Below are 20,595 nucleotides of genomic sequence, written 5' to 3'. Positions count from 1 at the left end.
CGGCAGAAGGAAAGGACACGACATGAAAAAACTCGTTTTGACCGGCGCCGCGGGGCGGCTGGGGTCCTACCTGCGCGAACCGCTGTCGCTCCTGGCCGAGGAACTGGTGTCGACGGACATCGCGGAAAGCATCGGCACGCTCTACCCCGGGGAACGATATGCGTGCGCCGACCTGGCCGATCCGGAGGCCATCAGCGAAGTTATCAGGGGGGCCGACATGGTGGTGCATTTCGGCGCCATCGGGGACGAGGCCCCGTTCGAGCAGATCCTTGGCCCCAACATCGTCGGCGCCTACAACGTCTGGGAGGCGGCGCACCGGCACGGCGTGCGGCGCGTGGTCTACGCCAGTTCGATCCACGCGGTCGGCATGTACCCCCGGCAAGAGCGGATCGGCACGGATGTGCCGCACCGGCCCGACACTTTCTACGGTCTGGCCAAGTGTTTCGCCGAGGACCTGGCGCGCATGTACTGGGAAAAACGCGGGGTCGAGGCGGTCTGCCTGCGCATCCTCTCCTGCGCGCAGGTGACAGGGGCGCGGGCGCTGGGAACCTGGCTCAGCTACGGCGACCTGGTTCAGTTGGTGACCCGGGCGATCGACACGCCAACGACGGGATTCACGATTGTCTACGGCGTGTCGGACAACGACCGCTGCCCGGTGGACAATTCGGCAGCACGCTACCTTGGGTATGCGCCCAGGGACAACGCCGAACAATTCGCCGCTCAGATCCTCGCCGCCGAGGGGCCGGGCGACCCGACGGACCAGGCACAGATGTGCCACGGCGGGCCCTTCGCGGCGGTGGACCTGGGCCAGAGCGGTCAGGCACAGATGAATATTGTGGACGACCGCAAGGAGACCTGAACGCCCCCTTGACGGTGCCACGGCTCAGCCGCCGGCGCCGTTGCGGATATTCAGCATCTTGCGCAGCAGTCGCTTCAGTTCAGCGGTTTCGGTCAGGGACAGCCCGGCGGCGGCGCCGGTTTCATGCTCGGCCAGGATCGGCGCCAGAACCGCAACCCGCGCTTCGCCGGCCTCTGTCAGCCACAGTTCCATCGCGCGCTTGTCGTCCTCGGGAACGCGGCGCAGGATCAGGCCCTCGTCCTCCATCTGGCGCACCATCTTGGTCATATGCGCCCGCTTGATGCTGAGCGACTTGGCCAGCATGCCCTGCCGGATGCCCGGGTTCTCGTGCAGGACCATCAGGACCGTCAGTTCACCCGGGCGGATGTCCTCTGCCTCGAACGAGCGAAAGAAGCCTGCAAAGCTTTTCAACTGGGCAAGGCGCAGCAGAAAGCCCAGAGCCTCGGACAGCGGGCCAAAATGCACCAAGCCGTCCGGGCGGTCCTTGCGCTGATCATCCACGGCAACACTTCCCGCCGCCCCGTCCGGCGCGGACACCTGCCCTCTCAGTACACATGGCCATGCAGATCCCCCCAACATTCGCTGTTTGCGATATCATTATTGTTTCCCAGTAGACAATTTTTTCGATTCGAGTCAAGATCACGCCCGTCAGACAAGGGGGGCTCCCCCGGCCGTGCAGGAGGAGACATGGCCAACGTCCAGAGGCATCAGCGCCAACCTACCGGCGCAGATGATGCCATCCAGGGCGCCTTCGCGCGCCGCGTCGACGCGCCTCCCGTCGAGAAGGTGACCCGATGACTCCAGAATTGCTAGCACAGATCCTTGCCCGCACCCCAGGTTGGGCAGAACAAGCCGCGCCCGCCGGGCTGGACGATACCGCCGTTGCCCAGATCCTCGGCGAGACATTCAAGCTGGCCGAGGAAACCCTGGCCCCGCTGGCCGCCAAGGCGGACGAGACAGGCTGCAGGGTCGAGGGCGGACGCGTACGCACGCCCGAGGGCTATGGCGCCGCCTACCGCGCTTTGGGCGAAGGTGGCTGGCTGGCCGCCGACCTGCCCGAGGACCTCGGCGGCATGGGCCTGCCACTGGCGCTGCATGTCGCCGCCGCGCTGCCGATGGAAGGCGCCGCCCTGCCCTTCATGATGCTGCCCGGCTCCAGCCGCGCGGCGGCCTTTTGCCTGGCCGCCAATGCACCGGACCTTGCTGCCGAATGGTGTCCGAAATTGGCCGAGGGCACCTGGGCCGCGACCATCTGCATTTCCGAACCAGATGCCGGGTCGGACGTGGGCCGCATCCGTACGCGGGCCGAGGCGGATGGTGACGGCTGGCGGATCACGGGCACCAAGTGCTGGATCAGCTTCGGCGATCACGACATGACCGACCGGATCGGCCACCTGCTGCTGGCCCGCACCGGCGCACCCGAAGAGGGCACGCGGGGATTGTCGCTTTTCCTTGTGCCCAACGTGACCGATGCAGGGTCAGCGAACGAAATCCACGTCGAGCGCATCGAGGAAAAGCTGGGCCTGCACGGCTCTCCCACCTGCGTGCTGCGCTTTGACGGGGCCGAGGGCGTGATGATCGGCGCGCCGGGGCGTGGTCTGCCGGCGCTGTTTCACATGATCGAACGGATGCGCCTGCAGGTTGGCACGCAGGGGGCGGGTGTCGCGGCCGCCTGCGCGCGCCTTGCCCGCAGCTATGCCGAGGACCGCCGTCAGGGCGGCGCCCCCTCTGCCCCGCCCGTCGCGCTGACCGCGCATCCCGACATCCAGCGCATGCTGCTGACGCTGGATGCCCGCGCGATGCTGCTGGCGGCGCTGGTGCTGGAAACCGCAACGGTGCTGGACATGGCCAGGGAAGGCGATGAAAGCGCGGCGGTGCTGGCCCCCTTCCTGTTGCCGCTGGCCAAGACCTTTGGCGGCGAGATGGGACAGGACAACGCCAGCGACACGGTCCAGGTGCTGGGCGGGGCCGGTTATACCCGCGAATGGCCCGCCGAACGATATTTCCGCGATGTCCGGATCACCACGATTTACGAGGGCACCACCGGCATGCAGGCGCAGGACCTTGTCCTGCGGCGCCTGCTCAAGGACGATGCGGCGCTGGCTGCCTTCCTCGACCGCGCCAAGGCCGCGCCGGGCAGCGCCAACCTGACCGGGCGCTTTGCCGCGCTGGTCACGCGCCTGCGCGAGGCCGCGCCCGACGCCAGACTCTATGCCGCAGACGCAGTCCTGCGCGCCGCCTGGGTCGCCCAAAGCGCGGTCCTTGCCGAACGCCTGAAAGGCCTGAGCCCCGACAGCGACCGCGCCCTGGATCTTTGGATGTCGCAGGGATCGGCGCGCATGGCCATGGCGGAATCGGGTGTCGACTGGGCACTGACCTCCAAGGGCTAGACCCGGTGCGGGACACGACCCGCCTGCACCGCATTTGTCGAGGCGGCCCTGATGGTACCGAAACGACCTGCGCTGGTGGCCCAGTGGACGCGCTGCGTGGCGGACAACCTTGCCGCCCCGTCCTGCCTGCCCCGGGACAACATAGCCGGCATCACCGTCGAGATGGTCGAATGTCTGACCTCTGTAGTCTCAATCGCCGGCATAGGTTCGAAAGCCCCCACTTGTTGCCGGCAATTGCCGACATTCGGGCCGAGTTGCTGCACGCCGATCCTTCCATTTCGCCGGTCGAGATTGCGGACCTTTCCGCCGCGAAATCGACATCGAACCAGATGCGGCGCCGCGAAACGAAACAGCGATACAGGAGGCGTCGAGAGGAATCGCCTCGTTCCTGACCATGGCAAGGATCGTCGCCGTCCTGACGTGCCTTCCCAACGTACTGGTGATCATCCTGACCGTCAGCCCGGCGACTGTGGCATCCGGCATGACCTGCGCCTTGCAGGCGCAATAGACCACAGTCTGGACGCGTCGTGAGCACATGCTCATCGCCCCGTTACGGCGAAGGACTTTTCGCTGATCTTGGAGAGAAGTGGCAGCCCGTAGGGGAATCGAACCCCTCTTTCCAGGTTGAAAACCTGGCGTCCTAACCGATAGACGAACGGGCCACTCTGGTCCGCCGTGGCGCTGTCTATGTGACCATCGCTGCGGCGTGAGGCGGGTTCTATGAAAAGCGCGCGGTGCTTGCAAGCACAAAATTCAGAAATTTTCGCACCCTCGAAACAAAGTCCAAAAGCACCCGTTTTCAGCCCTCGCCAGCAGCCGGCGCGGCGTCGTCGAGGCGCATCTGTACCGTCGATCGACCTTGCCAGAAATTCACGTCCAGCTTGCCCGCAAGGTGGAATCGCCCCCCATTGTGGTCCTCCAGCGCCGGCCCCAGCGGTCCGTCGAAGGCCGAGAAGAGAATCGCGTCCAGCGACGCGCCCATACCGTCAGAGACCGTCAGTTTCAGGTGCCCTTTCCCGACCCGCCGCGCGTAGCGGATCTGCAAGTCGGGCAGCACGAATCGTGGCCCCGGCACCGCGGCACCAAAGGGACCGGCGCGTTCCAGCTGTTCGACCAGTTCGACACTGGCCGCGCCCGGCATCAAAAGCCCGTCAACCCGCAGATCCGCCGCACCGCCCTGCCCCGCACCCTGGCGTTCCAGCAGCTCGGACAGGCGCGCCATCGCCGGTTCCAGTTGAGCACGCAGCACTGTCAGCCCGGCGGCCATCTTGTGCCCGCCACCCTTGACCAGCAGACCCTCGGCGGCCAGCTTCTGGATCGCCGCACCGAGGTCGACACCGGGTACCGACCGGCCCGATCCCTTGCCCTCGTCCCCCTCGAAGCCGATCACGATGGAGGGCCGGTTGGTCTGTTCCTTGAGGCGCGAGGCAACAATGCCCACAACGCCCGGATGCCAACCGTCCTCGGCCGCCCAGACCAGCGGCGCCTCCAGCCCCCGCGCCTCGGCCTGGGCCAGCGCGGCCTCGCGGACGGCGGCCTCGATCTCGCGTCGCTCGGTGTTGAGTTGGTCCAGGCGTTCGGCCATCGCCTGCGCCTCCGCCGGGCTGTCACAGGCCAGCAGGCGCGCGCCCAGGTCCGCCTTGCCGATCCGCCCCCCCGCATTCACCCGCGGCCCCATGACATAGCCCAAGTGATAGGCGGCGGGCGCCCGTTCCAGCCGCGCCACGTCCGACAGCGCCACCAGGCCCGGACGCGCCCGGCCCGCCATGACCCTCAGCCCCTGGTGAACAAAGGCCCGGTTGACGCCTTTCAGGGGCGCCACGTCGGCCACAGTCGCCAGCGCAACCAGGTCCAGGGCCGCCATCAGGTCGGGCCCCCTGGCCCCCGCGTCGCGCAGCTGGCGCCCGGCCTCAACCAGCATCAGAAAGACCACCGCCGCCGCGCAGAGATGCGCCAAGGCGCCATCCTCGTCCTGGCGGTTGGGGTTCACCACGGCCACGCAATCGGGCAGCGTCTCGCCGCCCAGGTGGTGGTCCAACACCACAACATCCGCGGCCCCCTTGGCTGCGGCAATGGGCTCATGCGAGAGCGTGCCGCAATCGACGCAGAGGATCAGGTCATGCTCGGCGGCCAGAGCCTGCATGGCGGGAACATTGGGCCCATAGCCCTCGTCGATCCGATCGGGAACGTATAGCGTCGCCTGCCGCCCCATCTGCCGCAACCAGTCCAGCAGCAACGCCGCGGAACTGCCCCCGTCCACGTCGTAATCGGCAAAGACGGCTATCCGTTCGCGCCCGCGTACCGCCTGCAGGAACCGCTCCGCCGCACGCTCCATGTCCTTGAGCGATCTCGGATCGGGCATCAGGTCGCGCAGTTTCGGCGCCAGGTAGGACTCCGCCTCGTCGGCACCGACGCCCAGCCGGGCCAGCACGGCGCAAAGCGCGTGGTTCAAACCGCTCCGCTGTACCAGCGCCTCGGCCTGCCGGGTCTCTTCGGGGCCGGGACCGACCCAGCGCCGCCCGGTCAGACTGCTTTCGACCCCAAGATAAGACAAACCCTCTCCCGGCTTCTTTTCTCTGAAAATACTTCCGGGGGAGTCGACCGAAGGGAGACGGGGGCAGCGCCCCCACCTTCAGACCGCCCCACCCCGCTCAAACGTTGTGGTCGACCGGGTTGCGATAGCTCATGCGCCGGACGGAGCCGGTCTTGGACCGCATCAGCAGCGTTTCCGTTGTGACCCAGCCGATCTCGCGCTTGATCCCCGGCAGCAGGGAGCCGCCGGTCACGCCGGTGGCGGCAAAGATCACGTCGGCGGTCACCATCTCGTCCCGGGCATAGATCTTGTCCAGGTCCGAGATCCCCGCCTTGGCCGCGCGGCCACGCTCATCGTCGTTGCGGAACAGCAGGCGGCCATAGATCTGGCCGCCCATGCATTTCAGCGCGGCCGCGGCCAGCACGCCTTCGGGCGCGCCGCCGGACCCCATGTACATGTCGATCCCCGTCATGTGCGGTTCGGCGCAGTGCATGACACCGGCCACGTCACCATCCGTGATCAGACGGATCGAGGCCCCGGTCGAGCGGACCTCGGCGATCATTTCCTCGTGGCGGGGCCGTTCCAGGATGCAGACGGTGATGTCGCCCGGGCCACAGCCCTTTGCCGTGGCCAGCGCCGATACGCGAGTGGCGGGCGGCATCTCCAATGTCACGATCCCCTCGGGGTAGCCCGGACCGATGGCCAGCTTGTCCATGTAGACATCCGGCGCGTGCAGCATGCTGCCGCGCGGCCCCATCGCGATCACGGTCAGGGCGTTGGGCATGTCCTTGGCGGTCAGCGTGGTGCCTTCGAGCGGGTCCAGCGCGATGTCCACGCCGGGACCCGCGCCATTGCCGACCTCTTCGCCGATGTACAGCATCGGCGCCTCGTCGCGCTCACCCTCGCCGATGACGACGACCCCCTTGATGTCCAGTTTGTTCAGCTGTTCGCGCATCGCGTTGACGGCGGCCTGGTCGGCGGCCTTCTCGTCGCCGCGCCCGATCCAGTCGGCACTGGCGATGGCGGCCTGCTCGGCCACGCGGGCCAGGCCGAGAGAGAGCATGCGGTCGTTGAAATCGATGGGGGTGGACATGGGATTTCCTCGAAAAACTTCTGATTATTCGTCTACCCGGCGGTTTCCGCCGGGGCAAGGCCGCCGGCGGTTCCGTCTCAGACTTCCTCGATCCGCAGCGCCACGGGTGCGGTGATGACGACGCCGGTGGCCTCCATCGCGGAGAGCGCCTGGTCCAGCGCGTTGCGCGTCGTCTTGTGCGTCACGATCAGCACCGGCGCGCTGTCGTCGTTGTGGCCGTACTGACGCATCCGGTTGATGGAAACGCCCGCCTCGCCCAGCGCGGTCGCCACCTTGGCCAGCGCCCCCGGCTTGTCCGCCAGGGTCATGCGCAGGTAGTAGGGCGCGGGCGTGGAGGCGCGCGCCGGGACTGCCTCGACCAGGCTTGCCGCGGGACGGCCAAAGGTCGACACCCGCAGGCCCCGCGCCACGTCCATGACGTCGCCCATCACGGCGCTGGCCGTCGGGCCTTCGCCGGCACCGGCACCGCGCATGACGATCTGCCCCACCTGGTCGCCCTCGATCACCACCATGTTGGTGCCGCCCTGCAACTGCCCCAGCGGCGAGTTCGCCGGCACCAGGCAAGGCGCCATGCTCTGCTCCAGCCCCCGGCCAGTCATCCGCGCGACACCCAGCAGCTTGATCCGAAAGCCCATGTCGGCGGCCTGGCGAATGTCCTCGACGGTAACGCTGCCGATGCCTTCCAGCTCGACCGCGTCGAAATTCACCTGGGTACCGAAGGCGATGGACGACAGCAGCGACAGTTTGTGACCCGCGTCGATCCCGCCCACGTCCAGCTGCGGATCGGCCTCCAGGAACCCCAGCGCGTCGGCCTCGGCAAAGGCCTCTTCGTAGGTCAAGCCCCCGTCCTCCATCCGGGTCAGGATGTAGTTGCAGGTGCCGTTCATCACACCCATCACGCGCTCGATGTCGTTCCCGGCCAGCCCCTCGGTCAGCGCCTTGATCACGGGAATGCCCCCGGCCACCGCCGCCTCGAAACGCAGCACCGCGCCATGAGCCTCGGCCAGCGCCGCCAGCGCCTGGCCGTGGTGGGCCAGCATCGCCTTGTTGGCGGTGACAACATCCTTGCCCGCCTTCAGCGCCGCCTCGACAGCCGCCTTGGCCGGCCCGTCGCTGCCGCCCATAAGTTCGACAAAGACGTCCACGTCGTCGCGTGTCGCCAGCGCCACCGGGTCATCTTCCCAGGCATAGCTGGACAGGTTGACGCCGCGATCCTTGTCGCGGGTGCGCGCGGACACGGCGCTGATCTCGATGGTGCGGCCCGACCGTTCGGTCAAAAGCGGCGCCTTCTGGCGCACGATCTTGACGACGCCTGTGCCCACGGTCCCCAGACCGGCAATACCTAGACGGAGTGGCTGGGACATGGGCGGGCTCCTTTTTCCCTCGGGGTCAATTCGAGGTCGGAGTTATCGCCAAGCCTCGCCGGGGACAAGGGCGACAAGCCCCATGAGAGCCTTCGGCGGCCTGATCCCCAAGCCTGATGCACAAACGCCCCGCACCCTGCGGCGCTCACTCGGACCGAAGTGCCTCTGCCTTCTGTCGCAGCCGCAACAACCGCCGATCGACACCGCGCGGCGCCACATCCACACGCTGCAAACGGTTGGCCCGCGCCTTCAGCGCCGCCACACGCCCCTCGACCGCGGCGGCCTCGCCGGGGGTCGCCCTCGGCACGGCCCCGTTCAAGAGCGCCTCCAGCGGCAAGAGATCCGGATAGGGCGCGTCCGCCACGCCCGGCGTCTGCGTCGCGTCCAGTTCCGGGAACTGGGTGCAGCCGGTCAGGGCCGCCAGGGCAGCGGCGCAAAACAGCGGATGATGGAACCGAACAGGCATGTGTCAGTCATGCCCCAGCCCGCGCGGGCTGGCAAGCATGCGGGTTGATCTGAACGTCTGTTCAGATATTGATGGCAGCATGGCACGCACCCAGGGAAGCCACGCCGGGATCACCGGCCCACGCATCCGCGACGCGGCGCTGCGGCTCTTTGCCGAACATGGATTTGCCGCCGTCTCGATGCGCCAGATCGCCTCGACGGTGGGCCTGCAGGCTGGCGCGCTCTACAATTACACGCCCGACAAGCAGGCGCTGCTGTTCTCGCTGATGAAGGAACACATGGACGACCTGCTGGGCGATCTCGCCCACCTGCCGTCGCACGACTCGCCGCTGGCCCGGCTCGAAGCCTTCGTCCGGTTTCACATCGCCTTCCACCTGGAACGCCCGGAACTGGTCTTCATCGCCTACATGGAACTGCGCAACCTCACGCCCGAGAACTTCGCGGTGATCGAGGGCCTGCGCCGCGACTACGAAAACGCGCTTGAGCGGATCCTGAGCGACGGCGTCGCCTCGGGCAGTTTCGATGTCCCCGATACCAAGCTTGCGACCCTGGCCGTGATCGCCATGCTGACGGGCGTCACGACCTGGTATCGCCCGGACGGCCGCCTGAGCATTCCCGAGGTCCAGAACCTCTACTGGGACATGGTGCGCAAGTCCGTCTCGGCCTGACAGGCGCAGCCTGTCCCAAGGGTCGGTGGGCGGGCGTCTTTGCGGCAAAGCCGCAAACAGTCCCGCCCTGACGGCCCTCAGCGTTCCACCTGGATCGATTCCAGGTATTCCGCCAGCGCCACCAGCTTGCGCGGCGTCGGGGTCGGCTTGCCGTCGCCGCTGTCATAGGGCACCAGGTCGCCTTCCAGCAGCGCACCGAACTCCGGCATCCAGGACGCAGAACGGTCCGACCGCGCATAGCCGTCGATGATCGACATCACCTTGGCCCGCGGGAAATCGTTGCCGTGGCGCACCTTGATCAGCGTCAGGTTCTTCGGGGCGACACTCATCGCGCGCGCCATCTGTCCATCGCCCTTGCCATCCGCGCCGTGACAGACCGCGCAATTCGCCATGAAGAGCGACCGCCCGTCCGAAGGACCCGGCATCGCGGTATCCTCGACACAGCCCGCCAGCGCCAGTGCCGCCACCAGCCCGAGAGTCATTCTGACCATTCCTGCCCCTTTCATGCCTGCTGTCCCCGCTTCCTGCCAAAGCGCCACCGCCTCGGCAAGCCCGTTCAGCCGCCGTCTTGCAGCCCCTCGACATGGGCCACCACGTCCAAAAGCCCCTTCGGCGTCATGATCACCTCGCCCGAAGGCGCGCGCCACTCGACCAGGGGACCGCTCAGCTCGGCCCCGAACTCGGGCATCGACCCGCGATGGAACTTGCCCGGGTAGCCGTGAATGGTCTCCATGACCATTTCGGCGGGAAAGACGCCGCCGTTGGCCAGCGTCAATCCGGTCAGGTCCGGAGGGGCCACGGGCAGGTCGGCGCCAAGCCTGCCATCGCCGCGCCCCCTGGCGCCGTGGCAGCCCGCGCAATTGGCCGCGTAGATCCGCGCTCCGGCGTCAGCCAGGTGAACCCTGTCCTGTGACGGGCTGAACCAGCTCCGGCTGGTTTCGCCCTGCCCCGGCCAGAAAACCGCGCACCCGGACAGCGTCATCAGTGCAGCTCCGGCCAGTATCCTCAAGTGCATGTCCCGCTCCATCTTGCTGTCCGGTTCCCGAACCGATCGTCCGCCCGGCGGATCGCACCCGCCGCAAGGGCGCGTGACAGTGCCCGCGCCTCCGGTCATAGTCGCGCCGGAACGACGGGAGGTCCACATGCTCGATCCTGCCACCGCGCAGCATCTGTTGAAAGAGAATTTCGCGCCCTGGGTCCAGGCCCTGCAGCCCGAGATCACCGAGATCGGCCCCGATCAGGCGGTGCTGGAAATCCCCCTGCGCCCCGAGATCGCGCGCATGGGCGGCATCGTCTGCGGCCAGGCGCTGGCGACGCTGGCGGATACGGCGATGGTCTTCGCCTGCGCCGGACGGCTGGGCCGGTTCGAGCCGGTGGCCACCACCAACCTCGAGACGCGTTTCCTCAGCGCGGCCCGCGGCGATGCCGTGCGCTGCACCGCGCGGGTGATCAAGGCCGGGCGGGCGGTGATCTTTGCCGAGGCGCTGCTGATCCGATTGCCGGACGCCGCCACGGTGGCCGCCGCCAGCGCCACCTTCTACCTGCCGTCATGAAGGGATCCGGGATGACACAATACGCGGTAGTCATGTTGCTGGCGGGAATCGGCATTCCGACGCTGGCCGCGCTCAACGCGGCGCTCGGGCAGCGGCTCGGCTCTCCGGCGGCGGCCGCCCTGGTGCTGTTCTGCGTGGCACTGATCTCGACAGGGGCGGTCTGGGCCCTGATGGGCGCCAAGGGCTTTGGCGGTCTGGCCTCGGCGCCCAGGCACCTGCTTTTGGGCGGTTGCCTCGTGGCCTTCTACGTTTTGTCCGTCACCTATATCGCGCCGCATTTCGGGGTCGGCAACGCGGTCTTCTTCGTGCTGATCGGGCAGCTCATCAGCGCGGCGGCGATCGATCACTTCGGTCTGTTCGGCGCGCGGGTCTCTCCGCTGACCCTGACACGGGCGACGGGAATCGCGGTCATGGCGCTGGGTGTCTGGATCACCCAGCGCGCCTGACCGCGTATCTCAGGCCCCGGCGAGCGACCGCAGCTGGTGCCAGAGGGCATCGGGGACGTCCACGGCCTCCTGCACGGCCCGGCCCGCGCCGGGCATCCTCGCACCCTCGTCCTGCGTGACCACCCGGCCCAGCTCTGCCAGCCGGTCGTAGAACGCCCCCTGCCCCGGGTCGATCAGCAGAAAGTACTGGCCAAGATCATGTGGCGCGCCTTGGGGCGCCTTGAGCGGGGCAACCCCCGAGCTCAGCACCCCGCCGCCCAGGCAGGCGGCGAGGATCTCGGCCATCAGGCCAAACCCCCAGCCCTTGTAGCCCCCGGCACTGGTCAGCGACCCGGTCAGCGCCGCCTCGGGGTCTGTCGTCGGCCGGCCCTCGGCGTCGACGGCCCAGCCCTCGGGGATGGGACGGCCCGCCGCCTTGGCCATCGTGATATGGCCCAGCGCCACGGTGGTCGTGCTCTGGTCGAACATCATCGCCACGCCGCCCTTGCCGTCGGGCACCGCAAAGGCAATCGGATTGGTGCCGATCACCCGGGTCTTGCCACCCGGCGCGGCCACGATGGGAGAGGCATTTGTCAGCCCCAGCCCAAGCGCGCCACCCCGTGCGATCTGTTCGGTGAAATAGCCCAGCGCGGTACAGGTATGGGCATGATGCAGTGCGAGGCTGACCACCCCCGTCTCATGCGCGGCCTCCAGCGCCAGCGGCAGGGCCGCGGCAAAGGCGGGCTGGGCAAAGCCATGCGCGGCATCGACACGGATTTCCGAGGCCCGCGGCCGGCTGATGCCCGGCACCGCGCGGCCATCGACCCGCCCCGAGTTCAGCTGCTGGCAATAGCTTTCAAGGTAGTAGAGGCCACAGATCCGGTTCCCGCGCGCCTCGGCCCAGGCGATGGCCCGGGCCATTTCCGCGGCAATGGCCGGGCCCGCACCATGCGTGGCCAGGGCGGTTTCTGAAAGGCGCTGGATTTCTGCAACGGCGATTTCGGGCATTCAAGGCTCCTGCATGTTTGGCAGGACCCTAATCCGCGTTGGCCGAAACGAAAAGAGAGGGGTCAGAACCGTTCGAAACGTTGTTCATGGCGGCGCAGCGCCAAGTCGAGCCGGGTGATCAGGTGGTTGAGCAGGACTGCAACGATCAGGACCGGCCCGAGGCCCCACCACGACCACATCAGTACAAAAACCCAGAGCAGGTTGACGAAGATCAGGACCATGTTGGCGGCCGTGTAATCCTCGACCGGTTGCGGATGACGGTTCTCCATCGCGGTGCCTCCTGCTTGCGGCTGCATGCAGGTGACAGTCTAGCGTATCCGGCCTGCAAGTCAGGTCAGGATTCCGCGATCAGCTGAATTTCCGGTTAATGCGCGCCGTTTCGCCTATGCGGATACGGATTCCCGGGCAGCGGCCAGTGCGGCCGGCAAGGCCTCTGCCAGAACCGCCAGGTCCTCGGCCCGCCCTGCGCTGATGCGGATACAGCGGTCCTGCGGCGCGACAAAGGGCATGCGAACAAAGACCCCGCGGTCGATCAGTCCGGCCAGAACCGCGCGGGCAAAGTCGCCGTCACGCCCGCAATCCACCGCGACGAAGTTCGTGGCCGACGGCAGCGTGGTCAGCCCGTTCGCCTCGGCGATGCGGGTGATCTCGTCCCGCGCCTCCGCGGTCAGGCGCAGGACCTCGTCGAGCCACTGGGTGTCCTGCAGGGCCGCCAGTGCCCCGGCCAACGCCATCCGGTTCATGCCGAAATGGTTGCGGATCTTGTCAAAGGCACGGATCACCGGTGCGGCCGAGATCGCATAGCCAATGCGCGCCCCTGCCATGCCATAGGCCTTGGAAAAGGTACGCAGGCGCACGACGCGGTCGTCCTCGGGATCGATCCGGGGCGCGGTGCCCTCGGGCGCAAATTCAATATAGGCCTCGTCGAGGGCCAGGACGCAGCCCTCGGGAAGCGACTCCAGAGCCGCCTCTATCGAAGCGCCCGAATGCCAGCTGCCCATCGGATTGTCCGGGTTGGCAAGGTAGATCAGCTTGGCGTCGACCTCTGCCGCCTTCTCGATCAGTCCGCCCAGATTCTCGTGATCGCCGGCATAGGGGATCTTGTGCAGCACGCCGCCGTAACCATTCACATGATAATTGAAGGTCGGATAGGCCCCGTCTGACGTGACAACCGCGTCACCCGGCGCCACCAGCAGCCGGACGAGATAGCCAAGCAGCCCGTCGATCCCCTCGCCGATCAGGACATTTTCCGGGGTGCAGTCCAGGTGCGCGGCCAGCGCGCCCTTGAGATCCAGATGCGAGGGATCGGCATATTTCCAGACCTCCGCCGCCTCGTCCTGGATCGCGGCAATGGCGAAGGGGGACGGGCCGAAAACGCTTTCATTGGCGCCAAGGCGGGCCTTGAACTGGGCTCCGCGGGCGCGCTCCTGCACCTCGGGCCCGACAAAGGGCACGGTTTCGGGCAGGGCGGCGATCAGGTCTGGGTAACGAGGTCCGGTCATGCCGCATTTATGAAACGCGCGTCGCTCGCGTCAACGTATGAATTTGCCCCGCGCGACACGGGCGGTTTCGCCAACGCCGGGAACGGGCAGCACCAGGCACAACCGGCGGAGCGCCGCGTGAACCGTGCCACCAAAGCTTGACCCCGGCGGGGCAAAAGGCCAGTTTCCGGCGCGAGCAGGACAAGAAAGATCGCCGATGACGCGCCAGCCGCCGCCCTTCGCCCCTTTCGAATGGATGATCGCCTGGCGCTATCTGCGCGCCAAACGCGCCGAAGGCGGTGTTTCCGTCATGACCTGGATTTCCCTGATCGGCATCACGCTGGCGGTCTTTGCACTGATCGCGACGCTGGCGGTGCGGTCCGGGTTCCGGGCAGAGTTCGTGGACACCATCGTCGGCGCCAACGCCCATGTCACGGTCTACCACATCCAGCGCACCGGCGAGGACGGGCAACCGACGCGCACCCTGCCGGAGTACAAGGCAATGGCCGAACGCGTGCGCGAGGTCCCGGGCGTCACCCGCGTGGCCCCGCTGGTCAAGGGCCAGGTCATGGCTACCGGCAAGGGCCGCAACGCGGGTGTCGAGGTCTTCGGCATCGCCGAGACCGACCTCGCCGAGATCCCGCGCATCGCCGATATGGAAACCGGCGTGGGCAATATCGTGGATTTCGACATGGGGATCGCCATCGGGTCGGGCGTGGCGCAGATGCTGGGCGTGGGGCTGGGCGACACGATAGACCTGATCTCTCCCAACGGGGTCAAGACGCCGTTCGGGGTCAGCCCAAGGGTCAAGAGCTACCAGGTCACCTATATCTTCACCGCCGGGCGCTATGACATCGACCGGACGCGGGTCTACATGCCCTTCGAGGAGGCGCAGCTTTACTTCAATCGCGAAGGCGTGGCGGATGAACTGGAAATCACCGTCGAGGACCCCGAACAGGTCGAACAATACACCCGCGCCATCGGTCAGGCCGCCGGCAGCGGTGCGCTGGTCTGGACATGGCAGGACGCCTCGGGCGGGTTCCTGCGGGCGCTGGACATCGAGGACAACGTGATGTTCGTGATCCTGTCGGTGCTGGTGCTGATCGCGACGATGAACATCGTGTCCGGGCTGATCATGCTGGTCAAGAACAAGGGCCGCGACATCGGCATCCTGCGGACGATGGGGCTGACCGAGGGATCGGTCATGCGGGTATTCTTTATCTGCGGGTCCTTCACCGGGCTGATCGGAACGGCGCTCGGAGTGCTTCTGGGGTGTCTCTTCGCGATCTACATCGACCCGATCTTTGCCGCCGTGAACTACCTCTCGGGCGGCGGGGTCTGGGATCCCTCGATCCGGGGCATATACGCGCTGCCCGCAGAACTGCACCTGAAAGACGTGCTGTCGGCAGTGGGCCTGTCGCTGGGCCTGAGTTTCATCGTCACGATCTTTCCGGCCCGACGCGCGGCCCGGATGAACCCGGTGGAGGCGCTGCGCTATGAGTGACACGGTCCTGCGCCTGACGGGCATCGAAAAGAGCTATAACAAGGGTCTGCCGAACGAGGTGCAGGTCCTGCGCGGGGTCGACCTGCAGGTCGCCCGTGGCGAGGTCGTCGCATTGGTCGCCCCCTCGGGTGCGGGCAAGTCGACGCTGTTGCACATCGCCGGCCTGCTGGACACGCCGGATTCCGGCACGGTCGAGATCGGGGGCGAAGAGATGCAGAACCGCAGCGACCGGCGCCGCACGGCGGTGCGCCGCGCGGATGTCGGCTTCGTCTACCAGTTCCATCACCTGCTGCCCGAGTTCACCGCGCTGGAAAACATCGTACTGCCGCAACTGGCCAACGGCGTTGCACGCGGTGCCGCCGAAAGCCGGGCGCTGGCCCTCCTGGACAGCGTCGGCATTAAGGAGCGCGCTGCGCATCGCCCCGCTGCCCTGTCGGGCGGCGAACAGCAGCGGGTGGCCTTTTGTCGGGCAATGGCCAATGCGCCGCGCCTGTTGCTGGCGGACGAACCCACGGGCAACCTCGATCCTTCGACCTCGGACCGGGTGTTCGGCGCGCTGATGACGCTGGTGCGGGACACCGGGCTGTCCTGCCTGATCGCCACCCACAATTTGGACCTGGCGGCCAGGATGGACCGACAGTTGCGGCTGGACGCCGGTGGGTTGCAGGCGGGGTGATCGCCTGCCCCTCGCGCCTGCACGTCGGGCTTGCCCGTCGCTCCTGTCCGGGCCTGGCCCGAAGACAGACCTGGCGTCTACGCCGTCACGACCTTGACCGCCGCCTCCAGCGCCCCGGCGCCGTGCGGGATGTCCAGCGCCGTCAGCCCGGCCTCGACCGTGCCGATCAGGCCAAGGATGCCATGCGCGTTCACATGCCCCATGTGGCCGAAACGGAAATAGCCCGAGCCGCTGGGATCGTCCGGGTCGCCCACCCGCAGGCCCACGCCCAGCACCAGCCCCGCCTCTTCGCGGCACCACTCCCGCAAACGGTCGCCCAGGGGCGCGCCCAGTTGCGCTGCCGTCACCGCGTGCGAGCGATGCGCGCGATCCGGCACGTTCAACCGGAACGGCCCGCCCTCGGCCCAGACCTCTCCAGCCGCCCAAATTGCTTGCGCCAGCCGGGCGTGACGCGCCCAGACTGCCTCGATCCCTTCCTCGCGGATCATGTCCAGCGCGGCGCGCAGGCCGTAGAGGTGATGCGTGGGCGCGGTGCCGCCGAAATACTGGTAGAACATCGCCGGATCCGCGCGCGGCCCCCAGTCCCAATAGCGCGAGACGCGCGGCATCGCGCGTCGCACCTCTGCCGCGCGGGCATTGAAAAAGACAAACCCCAGACCCGGCGGCACCATCAGCCCCTTTTGCGAGCCGGTCACCATCACGTCCGCCCCCCAGGCATCCATGCGAAACTCGTCGCAGCCCAGCGAGGCAATACAATCGACCATCAAGAGTGCCAGGTGCCCTGTCTCGTCCAGCACGGCGCGCAGCGCGGCGATATCCGACCTGACGGACGAGGACGTATCCACATGCACCGCCAGCAGAGCCTTGATGCGTTGCCCCTCGTCCGCCAGCAGGGCCGCACGGACACGATCCGGGTCGATGGGCGAGGTGCGCCCGTGGTCGATGACCTGGACCTCGGCGCCGACCCCCTGTGCCATCTCGGCCCAGCCGTGACCGAAGGCACCCGTGGTGGGCACCAGCACCGCCTCGCCCGGGGCCACGGTGTTGGACAGGGCCGCCTCCCATGCGCCGTGGCCATTGCAAATGTACATTGCCACCTGTCCGTCCGTCTGTGCCACATGGGCCAGGTCGGGAACGATGCCCGCCACCATCTGATGCAGGTCCGGCGAATAGATGTCGGGCGCCGGGCGGTGCATCGCCTGCAAGACGCGATCGGGCATCATCGACGGCCCCGGCAGGGCCATGTGGGGACGGCCGTTGGACAAGGGCATTGGCGACTCCTGTAACTGTGCGGCGCGACGTTAACGGGCGGCGGCCTGCCGTCAATATCTGCCCTTGCTGGACAGGCCGCGGAATGCCGCGTAAACCGCGCGCCTGAAGGTCGGGGATCCTATCGCGCATGCTGGTAAAACTCTGGAACAGGCTGGACAAGGCGGAGCGCAGGCTGCGCCGATCGTTTGGCACGGATATCTCGACGCCCGAGGCGCGGCGTTGGGCCGCCCTGCACTACAACCTGTTCGACCATGCCTTTCTGCGCGTGTTCTGGACCAATTTCTTTCAGATCGCACCGGGGGTCTACCGGTCGAACCAGCCGACACACCGGCGGTTCGAACGCTATGCCGCGATGGGCATCCGCACCGTCGTCAACCTGCGTGGCGAGGACAAGTTCGCGCATTATCTCTTTGAAAAGGAAAGCCTCGAGGCGCTTGGCATGACCCTGATCGACGCCAAGCTCTGGGCCCGCGAAGCCGCACCGCGCAAGCGGATCGTCGGTGTGATCGACGCCCTGCGCGCGGCGGAACGGCCCATGATGTTCCACTGCAAGTCCGGGGCAGACCGAGCCGGATTCGTGGCGGCCATGTACCTGCTGATCTTCGAAAACGCCCCCATCGCCGCGGCCAAGAAACAGCTGGGCATCCGCTACATGCACCTGGATTTCACCAAGACAGGGGTTCAGGACTATATCCTGCGGGTTTTCGAGGCGCGCCAGGAGCTTGGCGAGATCGGATTCGAAGCATGGATCCGGAACGAATACCAGGCCAAGGCGATCCAGCCCGCATGGGAGGCACGCCGCCCCGAGATCGACTGTGCCCGGGAGATGATGGTTGGCTGAGCCGACGGGCGCACCTCCCCGTCGGGGCCTGTTTCTCTGGCTCTGGCGGAACTACCTGAAACGCTACGCCGGGTTGATGGCGCTGGCGATGGTCTTCATGTCCATCGAGGGCAGCATGTTCGGCCTGCTCAGCTACATGATGAAGCCGATGTTCGACGATGTCTTTGTCGGCGGCAATACGGATGCCCTGGTCTGGGTCGGGCTGGCGGTCATGGCGATCTTTTTCGTGCGGGCCGTGGCCAGCATCGTGCAGAAGGTGCTGCTGACGCGGGTCTCGCAGATGTCGATGGGCGACATTCGGCAGGACCTGTTGGAACACCTGATGCGGCTGGACCCCGGGTTTCACCAGGAACACGGTCCCGGCTACCTGATCCAGCGGGTCGAAGGCGACGTGAACGCGATTGCCAAGGTCTGGAGCACGCTTGTCACCGGCGCCGGGCGGGACGTCGTCGCGCTGATCTCGCTTTTCGGCGTGGCACTGGCGATCGACTGGCGCTGGACGCTGGTGGCGCTGATCGGCGCGCCCCTGCTGGTCTTTCCTTCCGTGCTGCTGCAGCGCTTTGTGCGGGGCAACGCGCGCCAGGTTCGCGATATCGCGGCGCGCCTCTCGACCCGTCTGAACGAGGTTTTTCACGGCATCACTCCGGTCAAGCTCAACCGGCTGGAAGGCTGGATGGCCGGCAAATACCGTCACCTGACGCGGGCGCGCATACGGGCCGAGACACGCAGCGCCGCCGGGCAGGCCTCGCTGCCGGGTCTGATCGACCTGATGTCGGGGATCGGCTTTGTCGGCGTACTGTGGTTCGGCGGCGGAGAGATCCTTGCCGGCGAAAAGACCGTGGGCGATTTCATGGCCTTCTTCACGGCCATCGGCCTGGCCTTCGAGCCTCTGCGCCGACTGGGCGCCGTGTCCGGGGTCTGGCAGGTGGCTGCCGCCTCGATCGAGCGGATCATCGAGGTACTGGACACCCGGCCCGCGATGCGTGACCCGGAGCGTCCCCTGCCGCCGCCCGACGGCGTGCCGGGCATCACCCTGCGGGACGTGCACCTCAGCTTTGGCGACACGCAGGTACTGCGCGGCCTGACGCTCGAGGCGGCGCCGGGACAGACCACGGCGCTGGTCGGGGCCTCCGGCGCGGGGAAATCGACGGTCTTCAACCTGCTGACCCGCATGGCCGACCCGCAGGCGGGCACGGTCGACATCGGAGGCGTGCCGGTGGCCGCCCTGCGGCTGGACGATCTGCGGGGCTTGATCTCTGTCGTCAGCCAGGAGGCGCTGCTGTTCGACGAGAGCCTGCGTGACAACATCGTGCTGAACCGCGAGGTGCCCGAGGCGGACCTGCAACAGGCGTTGGACGCGGCTCATGTCTCGGACTTCCTGCCGCGGCTGGAGGCGGGGCTGGAGACACAGGTGGGCACGCGCGGCTCTCGCCTGTCCGGTGGCCAACGCCAGCGTGTCGCCATCGCCCGGGCCCTGCTGCGCGATACGCCCGTGCTGCTGCTGGACGAGGCGACCAGCGCCCTGGACGCCCAGTCCGAGGCCGTGGTGCAGGCGGCACTGGAACGGCTGTCCGAAGGGCGGACGACGCTGGTGATCGCGCACCGCCTGTCGACCGTCCGCAATGCCGACCGGATCGTCGTCATGGAAGCGGGTCAGGTTGTCGAGACCGGCACCCATGACGAGCTGATCGCCCAAGGCGGCACCTATGCCGATCTGTATCGTTTGCAGTTCGACAAGGCCGAGTGATCCCGGCAGATGGCGCGGTCGGAAACCGCGCTCAGCGCCGGTAGCGGCGCGCCAGCGCAGACACATCGGCCCCTGCGAAGTAGCGGGCCAGCGTGCCAAGATTGCGTGCCCCGCGCCGCAGCCAGCCCTCGCGGCGATATTTGTCCGCCGAGGTCACGGCGGTCGCCGGCAAGCCACGCAGGCGAGTTTTCAGGCGCCTTGCCAGTGCCACGTCCTCCATCAACGGCATGTCGGGATAGCCACCCGCGGTCTCCAGGACCTGGCGGTGGATCAGCAACCCCTGGTCGCCATAGGGCAAGTGAAACAGCCGCGACCGCAGGTTGGCCCAGCCCGCCACCCAACGCGGCATCACGCCCTGCGCATCGAAGCCTAGCTGGAAGTGCCAGGCCCCCGGCTGCGTCAGCACAGGCAGAACCGCCTCCATCCAGCCCTTTGCCAGGTGGGTATCGGCATGAAGGACAAGCAGCCAGTCGCCCTCTGCCGCAGCGATTCCGCGCCGGATCTGCCCCCCGCGCGAAGGCGGTCCGGTCACGATCCGGGCGCCCGCCTGCCCCGCGATCTTCAACGTCGCATCGCGCGAGCCACCGTCGCTGATGACCAGTTCGCGGATCAGCCCGGCCTGCAGACCTTCGCCGAGGCTGCCCAGACAGGCCGGCAGGCCGCCTTCGGCATCGAGCGTGGGGATCACAATGGAAATCGGTGCGCGCATTGGCCTG

General features: G+C 67.3%; 21 protein-coding genes and 1 tRNA gene. 9 read left to right on the top strand and 13 right to left on the bottom strand.

All coding sequences use genetic code 11. The annotated features are described in order from the left end of the window. Positions 1 to 22 precede the first annotated feature (22 nt). The gene (locus tag RBB42_RS20425) at positions 23 to 859 is read left to right on the top strand and encodes an NAD-dependent epimerase/dehydratase family protein (protein ID WP_305971731.1); all 837 of its coding nucleotides are present in this window, start codon (positions 23 to 25) and stop codon (positions 857 to 859) included. Between the two features lie 24 nt (positions 860 to 883). Here the strand turns inward: RBB42_RS20425 and RBB42_RS20420 are convergent, their stop codons facing one another. Beyond that, positions 884 to 1,360, bottom strand: a complete 477-nt coding sequence (locus RBB42_RS20420; RefSeq protein ID WP_305971730.1) for a MarR family winged helix-turn-helix transcriptional regulator — start codon at positions 1,358 to 1,360, stop codon at positions 884 to 886. A gap of 293 nt (positions 1,361 to 1,653) precedes the next feature. Between RBB42_RS20420 and RBB42_RS20415 the strand changes: the two genes are divergently transcribed. Beyond that, positions 1,654 to 3,249: an acyl-CoA dehydrogenase family protein gene (locus RBB42_RS20415; protein ID WP_305971729.1), complete on the top strand. Its 1,596-nt coding sequence runs from the start codon at positions 1,654 to 1,656 to the stop codon at positions 3,247 to 3,249. Between the two features lie 587 nt (positions 3,250 to 3,836). On the opposite strand, the gene RBB42_RS20410 is transcribed toward RBB42_RS20415, so the two are convergent. From RBB42_RS20410 to RBB42_RS20390, 5 genes are all read right to left on the bottom strand, one after another. Then, a tRNA-Glu gene (locus RBB42_RS20410) sits at positions 3,837 to 3,911 on the bottom strand. Between the two features lie 137 nt (positions 3,912 to 4,048). After that, complete coding sequence (gene recJ, locus RBB42_RS20405; RefSeq protein ID WP_305971728.1) at positions 4,049 to 5,803, bottom strand: single-stranded-DNA-specific exonuclease RecJ; 1,755 nt, start codon at positions 5,801 to 5,803, stop codon at positions 4,049 to 4,051. Positions 5,804 to 5,900: 97 nt separating this feature from the next. Beyond that, complete coding sequence (glpX, locus tag RBB42_RS20400; protein WP_305971727.1) at positions 5,901 to 6,875, bottom strand: class II fructose-bisphosphatase; 975 nt, start codon at positions 6,873 to 6,875, stop codon at positions 5,901 to 5,903. A 77-nt stretch (positions 6,876 to 6,952) separates the two neighbouring features. After that, positions 6,953 to 8,239, bottom strand: coding sequence for a homoserine dehydrogenase (locus RBB42_RS20395; RefSeq protein WP_305971726.1), 1,287 nt, complete (start codon positions 8,237 to 8,239; stop codon positions 6,953 to 6,955). 145 nt (positions 8,240 to 8,384) lie between these two features. Further along, positions 8,385 to 8,705 (bottom strand): hypothetical protein, encoded by a 321-nt coding sequence (locus RBB42_RS20390; RefSeq protein ID WP_305971725.1) that lies wholly within the window; start codon positions 8,703 to 8,705, stop codon positions 8,385 to 8,387. A gap of 79 nt (positions 8,706 to 8,784) precedes the next feature. Here RBB42_RS20390 and RBB42_RS20385 point away from each other — a divergent pair, with 79 nt between their 5' ends. Next, on the top strand, positions 8,785 to 9,372 hold the full coding sequence (locus RBB42_RS20385; RefSeq protein ID WP_305971724.1) for a TetR/AcrR family transcriptional regulator: 588 nt from the start codon (positions 8,785 to 8,787) through the stop codon (positions 9,370 to 9,372). Between the two features lie 77 nt (positions 9,373 to 9,449). On the opposite strand, the gene RBB42_RS20380 is transcribed toward RBB42_RS20385, so the two are convergent. Both RBB42_RS20380 and RBB42_RS20375 read right to left on the bottom strand, forming a co-directional pair. Next, on the bottom strand, positions 9,450 to 9,854 hold the full coding sequence (locus RBB42_RS20380; protein WP_371931777.1) for a c-type cytochrome: 405 nt from the start codon (positions 9,852 to 9,854) through the stop codon (positions 9,450 to 9,452). A gap of 74 nt (positions 9,855 to 9,928) precedes the next feature. After that, positions 9,929 to 10,387 carry a c-type cytochrome gene (locus RBB42_RS20375; RefSeq protein WP_305971722.1) on the bottom strand — a complete coding sequence of 153 codons (459 nt, stop codon included), beginning with the start codon at positions 10,385 to 10,387 and terminating at the stop codon, positions 9,929 to 9,931. Positions 10,388 to 10,514: 127 nt separating this feature from the next. Here RBB42_RS20375 and RBB42_RS20370 point away from each other — a divergent pair, with 127 nt between their 5' ends. Together RBB42_RS20370 and RBB42_RS20365 are read left to right on the top strand one after the other, a co-directional pair. Next, a complete protein-coding gene (locus tag RBB42_RS20370; RefSeq protein WP_305971721.1) occupies positions 10,515 to 10,925 on the top strand; it encodes a PaaI family thioesterase in 411 nt (136 codons plus the stop codon). 11 nt (positions 10,926 to 10,936) lie between these two features. Beyond that, positions 10,937 to 11,371: a DMT family transporter gene (locus RBB42_RS20365; protein WP_305971720.1), complete on the top strand. Its 435-nt coding sequence runs from the start codon at positions 10,937 to 10,939 to the stop codon at positions 11,369 to 11,371. Between the two features lie 9 nt (positions 11,372 to 11,380). Here RBB42_RS20365 and RBB42_RS20360 read toward each other — a convergent pair whose 3' ends face one another. From RBB42_RS20360 to RBB42_RS20350, 3 genes are all read right to left on the bottom strand, one after another. Then, positions 11,381 to 12,358 (bottom strand): Ldh family oxidoreductase, encoded by a 978-nt coding sequence (locus tag RBB42_RS20360; protein WP_305971719.1) that lies wholly within the window; start codon positions 12,356 to 12,358, stop codon positions 11,381 to 11,383. A 62-nt stretch (positions 12,359 to 12,420) separates the two neighbouring features. Continuing rightward, positions 12,421 to 12,654, bottom strand: a complete 234-nt coding sequence (locus tag RBB42_RS20355) for a histidinol phosphate aminotransferase (RefSeq protein ID WP_306043819.1) — start codon at positions 12,652 to 12,654, stop codon at positions 12,421 to 12,423. An 87-nt stretch (positions 12,655 to 12,741) separates the two neighbouring features. Continuing rightward, a complete protein-coding gene (locus RBB42_RS20350; protein ID WP_305971717.1) occupies positions 12,742 to 13,860 on the bottom strand; it encodes a pyridoxal phosphate-dependent aminotransferase in 1,119 nt (372 codons plus the stop codon). A 196-nt stretch (positions 13,861 to 14,056) separates the two neighbouring features. On the opposite strand from RBB42_RS20350, the gene RBB42_RS20345 reads away from it, so the two are divergent. Next, positions 14,057 to 15,343, top strand: a complete 1,287-nt coding sequence (locus tag RBB42_RS20345) for a lipoprotein-releasing ABC transporter permease subunit (RefSeq protein ID WP_305971716.1) — start codon at positions 14,057 to 14,059, stop codon at positions 15,341 to 15,343. Beyond that, positions 15,336 to 16,019, top strand: a complete 684-nt coding sequence (locus RBB42_RS20340) for an ABC transporter ATP-binding protein (RefSeq protein ID WP_305971715.1) — start codon at positions 15,336 to 15,338, stop codon at positions 16,017 to 16,019. Before RBB42_RS20345 ends, RBB42_RS20340 begins: the two co-directional genes overlap by 8 nt. A 77-nt stretch (positions 16,020 to 16,096) precedes the next feature. Here the strand turns inward: RBB42_RS20340 and RBB42_RS20335 are convergent, their stop codons facing one another. Next, positions 16,097 to 17,290 carry a pyridoxal-phosphate-dependent aminotransferase family protein gene (locus RBB42_RS20335; protein WP_305971714.1) on the bottom strand — a complete coding sequence of 398 codons (1,194 nt, stop codon included), beginning with the start codon at positions 17,288 to 17,290 and terminating at the stop codon, positions 16,097 to 16,099. 128 nt (positions 17,291 to 17,418) lie between these two features. Between RBB42_RS20335 and RBB42_RS20330 the strand changes: the two genes are divergently transcribed. Beyond that, complete coding sequence (locus RBB42_RS20330) at positions 17,419 to 18,132, top strand: phosphatase domain-containing protein (protein ID WP_305971713.1); 714 nt, start codon at positions 17,419 to 17,421, stop codon at positions 18,130 to 18,132. A 76-nt stretch (positions 18,133 to 18,208) separates the two neighbouring features. Further along, a complete protein-coding gene (locus RBB42_RS20325; protein WP_305971741.1) occupies positions 18,209 to 19,879 on the top strand; it encodes an ABC transporter ATP-binding protein in 1,671 nt (556 codons plus the stop codon). Positions 19,880 to 19,910: 31 nt separating this feature from the next. On the opposite strand, the gene RBB42_RS20320 is transcribed toward RBB42_RS20325, so the two are convergent. Then, on the bottom strand, positions 19,911 to 20,588 hold the full coding sequence (locus tag RBB42_RS20320) for a TIGR04283 family arsenosugar biosynthesis glycosyltransferase (protein WP_305971712.1): 678 nt from the start codon (positions 20,586 to 20,588) through the stop codon (positions 19,911 to 19,913). Between the last annotated feature and the right edge of the window lie 7 nt (positions 20,589 to 20,595).

Source organism: Mameliella sp. MMSF_3455, assembly GCF_030733205.1.
In the GTDB taxonomy this organism is placed as follows: Bacteria; Pseudomonadota; Alphaproteobacteria; order Rhodobacterales; family Rhodobacteraceae; genus Antarctobacter.
This window is presented reverse-complemented; position numbering and strand designations above follow the sequence as displayed.